Here is a 6,361-nt window from a genome sequence, read left to right as displayed (position 1 = left end):
CGTTAATAGCGCCAAACAACACGACTCTATCAACTCCTTCTGGGCTTCGATGAACTGAAGCAACTCGCCGCCTAATCCTGCATAACTCTTTGTTTGCAAAGGAGTTTTACGTTTAGGCTGCGCCGGAAGTGGGGCGAATTATAGACTTCCAGGATCTGCGGTCAAGCGTTAATTACGCTTTTGTTGCAGAGGGCGCTTTTTTAGTAATAAGTCGGGGGATTCGGCGCGCTACTGGCGGTACACGCAACACCAGAAGCAGCGCACCTATAGAAGCATAGATAGCCCATTCCTTCAGATCAGCCCGCACGATCCACAACATATGCAGCAAACCAAGCCCAAGAATTACATACACCATGCGATGCAGCTTCTTCCAACGACTACCCAGTCGGCGCTGGCTATAGCGATTAGATGTGACCGCCAACACCAACAAAGACAAGAACCCTAGCGCCCCCACAATAATGTAGGGCCGCTTACGCAGCTCCACACCCAATTGCGACCAATCCAGTCCCAGGACAAACACACAGTAAGCCGCTAAATGCAGCACTACATAAACAAAGCACCACAATCCAAGCTGCCGGCGCACCGCGATCCACCCCGCCCAACCGCTCAGTTTCTGCAACGGCGTCATGCCGAGGGTAATCAGCAAGAGGATCAAAGCGCCCAAGCCAAGCCGGTCAACCAGCACCTTGCCCGGATCCGGCCCCAAGGCAAAACTCCACGCCTCATATAGCCATAACAACGGCCACACTGCCGCAGCTATAAAAACGACAACGCGCCAGATGGGGTAGCGCATCAGTAGTTCTTCCGCAGATCAAGGCCTGTATATAAAGAGGCAACCTCATCCGAGTATCCATTGAACATCTGCGTCTCACGCACATTGGGACTGAACAGGCCACTTGGCAGACGACGCTCCCGCGCCTGGGTCCAGCGGGGATGATCCACCGTAGGGTTCACATTCGCATAGAAGCCATATTCATCCGCCGCGATACTCTGCCAAGTGGTTTTGGGCTGCTCGCTTACAAGGCTTATACGCACGATGGATTTCACGCTCTTGAAACCGTACTTCCAAGGCACGACCAGACGTAAGGGTGCACCGTTCTGATTGGGCAACTCGCGCCCATACATGCCAACGGCAAGAATCGCCAAAGGGTTCATCGCCTCATCCAGACGCAGCCCTTCTACATAAGGCCAGTCGATCAAGCCAAAACTCGAACGCTGCCCAGGCATACTCTTGGCATCCTGGAGGGTTTCAAAGCGGATGTATTTAGCCTTGGAGGTAGGCTCAACCTGCTTGAGCAAGGCAGAGATCGGAAAACCCATCCACGGAATGACCATCGACCACGCCTCGACACAGCGCAAACGGTAGATCCGCTCTTCTAGCTGATAGGGCTTCATGAAGTCTTCAAGGGCATAACGTCCCGGCTTTGCGACCTCACCATCAATCACCACACTCCAAGGCTCGGTCTTGAGTGAGCCTGCATTTTTCGCAGGATCGCCCTTGTCTGTACCGAACTCATAGAAGTTGTTGTAGTGGGTTGCGTCCTTGAACGGGGTGATGGACTCATCCTTGACCGTCACCGCCTGCCATTTCGTTTCCGGCAATTTTTCGGCAAACCAATTGGGCGCCTTGCCAGACTCAACATCGGGATAACGCGCTGCCTCTTCTGCACTGGCCCAACGCGGCAGGCTGCTGGCAGCAATGCCGGCAAGCGCACCACCGAGCAAGCTACGGCGAGAAAGGTAGAAGGATTCAGGCGTGACATCCGATTCTTGGCAAGCGGACGCTTTGGGCAATTTGATTAACATGGCAACTCCGCAGCATTGGAGAACTGATGCACCAATAGACTGCGGAGTATGGGGGAAATTACATTAAGGCAACGTTTTGTCCCGACGCATATGCAGCAAGTACTGAATCGGCCCCGAAGCGGCGTAGACCAGGAAAGCCAATAGCAGAATCCGAGGAGGGTCACTGAAGACCACCGCAAACACCAGCACCACTGCCAGGATCGCCACGAAAGGTACACGCCCTTTGAGATCAAGCTCCTTGAAGCTGTTGTACTTGATATTGCTCACCATCAGCATACCGGCCGCAGCAACCATCAACGCCACCAGGAACGACATTTTCGAACCCTGGATGCCGTAGTCGCTGAACGCCCAGACGATACCCGCCACCACCCCCGCCGCTGCCGGACTGGCCAGGCCAATGAAGTAACGTTTATCAGCAGTACCCACCTGGGTATTGAAGCGAGCCAGACGCAACGCTGCACCCGCGACATAGATGAAGGCGACCATCCAGCCAACCTTACCCATATCACCGAGCGCCCAGGCGAAGGCCAGCAGTGCAGGCGCAACACCAAAGGCAACCATGTCCGACAGCGAGTCATACTCGGCACCGAAAGCGCTTTGGGTGTTGGTCATGCGCGCCACACGACCATCAAGGCCATCCAGCACCATGGCCACGAAAATTGCGATGGCAGCAAAGCCGAAATACTTGCTGGCGCTCGCCGCATCACCGGCCGCCAGGGCGCTTTGGGCACTCATTGAGTTGATGATGGAATAGAACCCGGCAAACAAGTTTGCCGTAGTGAACAGATTGGGCAGCAAATAGATGCCACGATGCCGGACCTTGCGGCCTTCAGCGTCATGCCCTTCTTCGACATGCTCATCGATCGGCAGCAGGCTTTCGGCGTCAGAAGCCTGGTTTGGCTCTTCGGGACGTTCGCTCATGGACTTTACCTTGCAACGGTGTGAAAAAAATTCGACCAATACTTGCGGCGACTGTTCGCCCGCAAACGATGCAGCTTTATACCAGAACCCGCTCCCCAAACGAAAAAACGCGGCCTAAGCCGCGTTTTCTGTTGATACGTACGACTTAGTTTTTGGCTTTGTCGACGATCTTGTTGGCACCGATCCACGGCATCATGGAGCGCAGTTGCTCACCGATGACTTCGATACCGTGAGCGGCGTTATTACGACGCTTGGCGGTCATCGAAGGGTAGCCGGTAGCACCTTCGCTGATGAACATTTTGGCGTATTCGCCATCCTGAATACGTTTCAGGGCGTTGCGCATAGCCTGGCGGGACTCGGCGTTGATCACTTCCGGGCCAGTCACGTACTCGCCGTATTCGGCGTTGTTGGAGATCGAGTAGTTCATGTTGGCGATACCGCCTTCGTACATGAGGTCAACGATCAGTTTCAGTTCGTGCAGGCATTCGAAGTAGGCCATTTCCGGCGCGTAGCCAGCTTCAACCAGGGTTTCGAAACCGGCTTTAACCAGCTCAACGGTACCGCCGCACAGAACGGCTTGCTCGCCGAACAGGTCGGTTTCGGTCTCGTCCTTGAAGGTGGTTTCGATGATGCCGGTACGACCGCCACCTACGCCAGCAGCGTAAGACAGCGCAACGTTCTTGGCGTTGCCCGAAGCATCCTGGTAGATCGCGATCAGGTCAGGGATACCGCCGCCTTTGACGAACTCGGAACGTACGGTGTGGCCCGGTGCTTTCGGCGCGATCATGATCACGTCGAGGTCAGCGCGCGGCACAACCTGGTTGTAGTGGATCGCGAAGCCGTGGGAGAACGCCAGGGTGGCGCCCTTCTTGATGTTCGGCTCGATTTCGTTCTTGTACAGCGCGGACTGGAACTCGTCCGGGGTCAGGATCATGACCAGGTCGGCAGCAGCAACAGCGGAAGCAACGTCAGTCACTTTCAGGCCGTGAGCTTCAGCCTTGGCAACGGTGGCCGAGCCTTTACGCAGGCCAACAGTCACGTCAACGCCGGAGTCTTTCAGGTTGCAAGCTTGCGCGTGACCCTGGGAGCCGTAGCCGATGATGGCGACTTTCTTGCCCTGGATGATCGACAGGTCACAATCTTTATCGTAGTAAACTTTCATGAGGTTCCTCTATATATCCAGGCCGCAAGGCCATTCGCTAATTTGGGTTAGATGCTGAGTACTTTGTCGCCACGGGCAATCCCGGTGACACCACTGCGTACCGTTTCCAGAATCGAGGCCGTCCCGATCGACTGGATGAAGCTGTCCAGTTTGTCGCTTGTACCGGTCAGCTGAACGGTATAAACGCTGGCGCTCACATCGACGATCTGCCCGCGATAAATATCGGTAGTGCGCTTGATCTCGGCACGCTGGGCACCCGTGGCCTTGACTTTAACCAACATCAGCTCGCGCTCGATGTGGGCACTCTCCGACAGGTCGACCAGCTTGACTACTTCGATCAGCTTGTTGAGGTTCTTGGTGATCTGCTCGATCACCTCATCGTGGCCCACGGTGGTCAACGTCAGGCGCGACAAAGTCGGGTCTTCGGTCGGCGCCACGGTCAGGCTTTCGATGTTGTAGTTGCGTTGCGAAAACAGGCCGACAACACGAGACAGAGCGCCGGGTTCGTTCTCCAGAAGCAGGGAGATAATGTGCCGCATGATTAAGTACGCTCCGTCTTGTTCAGCCACATATCGCGCATAGAGCCGTCTTTGATCTGCATCGGGTAGACGTGCTCGCTGGTATCGACCTGAATATCGAGGAACACCAGGCGGTCCTTCATGGCGAACGCTTCTTCCATCTTCGGCTTCAGATCTTTCAGATCGGTGATGCGAATGCCAACGTGGCCATAGGCTTCAACCAACTTGATGAAATCCGGCAACGATTCCATGTAGGAATGGGAGTGACGGCTACCGTAGCTCATGTCCTGCCACTGACGAACCATGCCCAGCACGCCGTTGTTCAAGCAGACAATCTTCACAGGAAGACCGTACTGCAGGCACGTCGACAGTTCCTGGATGTTCATCTGAATGCTGCCTTCCCCGGTGACGCACGCAACGTCAGAGTCCGGGAAACTCAGTTTCACACCCATGGCTGCTGGGAAACCAAAGCCCATCGTGCCCAGGCCACCGGAGTTGATCCAGCGGTTAGGCTTGTCGAACTTGTAGTACTGCGCGGCAAACATCTGGTGCTGGCCGACATCGGAGGTCACAAAGGCGTCGCCCTTGGTCACTTCGCAGAGGGTTTCGATCACGGTTTGTGGCTTGATGATGCTGCCATCGCCCTTGTCGTAAGGGAACAGGCCGCGATCACCGCGCCATTCGTCGATCTGCTTCCACCAACTGGCAACGGATTCCTTGTTCGGCGTTTCGCCGATGTCCTTGAGCGCAGCGACCATCTCGGTCAATACACTTTCCACAGGACCTACGATCGGCACGTCGGCCTTGATGGTCTTGGAGATGGACGCCGGGTCGATGTCGATATGGATGATCTTGGCATTCGGGCAGAATTTGCTCGCGCCATTGATCACGCGGTCATCAAAACGTGCGCCCACTGCCAGGATCACGTCGGCGTGGTGCATGGTCAGGTTGGCGGTGTAGCTGCCATGCATGCCCAGCATACCCACGAACTGACGGTCCGTACCCGGGAAGGCGCCGAGGCCCATCAGGGTGTTGGTTACCGGCAGGTTGAGCAGTTTGGCCAGCTCGGTCAGCGGTGCAGAACCGCCACCCAGGATCACGCCACCACCCGAGTACAGCACTGGACGCTTGGCCGCCAGGAGCATCTCTGCCGCCTTGCGGATTTGCCCCGAGTGCCCGCGAACGGCCGGGCTGTAAGAGCGCAGCTTGGCTTTCTTCGGGAAAACGTATTCGAATTTCTCAGCCGGGTTGGTCATGTCTTTCGGGATATCGACCACGACAGGACCCGGGCGACCGGACTGTGCGAGGTAGAATGCCTTTTTCATGACGTCCGGGATTTCCGACGCATGCTTGATCATGAAGCTGTGTTTCACGATCGGCCTGGAGATACCGATCATGTCGGTTTCCTGGAACGCATCGGTCCCCACCATGGTGCTTGGCACCTGGCCGGAAATGATCACCATCGGGATGGAGTCCATATAAGCAGTCGCGATGCCAGTAATGGCATTGGTTGCGCCTGGGCCGGACGTTACCAGTACCACACCGGCTTTACCGGTGGCACGGGCATAACCGTCAGCCATATGGGTCGCGGCTTGTTCGTGGCGAACCAGGATGTGGGTAACAGCTGGTTCCTTGAACAGCGCGTCGTAAACATGCAGCAGAGCACCACCTGGGTACCCGTAGATATAGTCGACGCCTTCGTCACGCAAAAAGCGGACGAGCATCTCACCGCCAGATAAAAGCTCCACGTTGTTCACCTCTAAAACGCCAGAATACCGTCCGTTAAAAACCGACGGGTCTTAATAGGTTTACTTCTCAACAGAGCATGAGCGACGGTGGTCGCCGACTACGTCAGCACTGACTGAGCAAGTATTGGGATCGTCCCAAGTGTTGCGGGCTTTTCCCACCCAGCGCGAGGTAACGCGTTGCGGGTGTAACAGGTCGGCGCGGATGT

6 protein-coding genes are annotated in these 6,361 nt (G+C 55.9%); all 6 read right to left on the bottom strand.

All coding sequences use genetic code 11. The features are described 5' to 3' along the window. Window positions 1-172 precede the first annotated feature (172 nt). Window positions 173-793, bottom strand: coding sequence for a protein-methionine-sulfoxide reductase heme-binding subunit MsrQ (msrQ, locus tag HDC32_RS29050; RefSeq protein ID WP_131699431.1), 621 nt, complete (start codon window positions 791-793; stop codon window positions 173-175). Beyond that, window positions 793-1,806, bottom strand: a complete 1,014-nt coding sequence (gene msrP, locus HDC32_RS29045; protein WP_184746386.1) for a protein-methionine-sulfoxide reductase catalytic subunit MsrP — start codon at window positions 1,804-1,806, stop codon at window positions 793-795. The genes msrQ and msrP overlap by 1 nt, the downstream gene beginning before the upstream one ends. 63 nt (window positions 1,807-1,869) lie before the next feature. Continuing rightward, window positions 1,870-2,727, bottom strand: coding sequence for a CDP-diacylglycerol--serine O-phosphatidyltransferase (gene pssA / locus HDC32_RS29040; RefSeq protein ID WP_053137711.1), 858 nt, complete (start codon window positions 2,725-2,727; stop codon window positions 1,870-1,872). A gap of 145 nt (window positions 2,728-2,872) precedes the next feature. Continuing rightward, complete coding sequence (ilvC, locus tag HDC32_RS29035) at window positions 2,873-3,889, bottom strand: ketol-acid reductoisomerase (RefSeq protein ID WP_003176099.1); 1,017 nt, start codon at window positions 3,887-3,889, stop codon at window positions 2,873-2,875. Between the two features lie 47 nt (window positions 3,890-3,936). After that, entirely contained in the window at window positions 3,937-4,428 is a 492-nt protein-coding gene (gene ilvN / locus HDC32_RS29030) for an acetolactate synthase small subunit (RefSeq protein ID WP_003176102.1), read from the bottom strand. Between the two features lie 2 nt (window positions 4,429-4,430). Continuing rightward, window positions 4,431-6,155 (bottom strand): acetolactate synthase 3 large subunit, encoded by a 1,725-nt coding sequence (locus HDC32_RS29025; protein ID WP_065925350.1) that lies wholly within the window; start codon window positions 6,153-6,155, stop codon window positions 4,431-4,433. Between the last annotated feature and the right edge of the window lie 206 nt (window positions 6,156-6,361).

Source organism: Pseudomonas sp. JAI120 (assembly GCF_014207255.1).
Classification (GTDB): Bacteria; Pseudomonadota; Gammaproteobacteria; order Pseudomonadales; family Pseudomonadaceae; genus Aquipseudomonas.
This window is presented reverse-complemented; position numbering and strand designations above follow the sequence as displayed.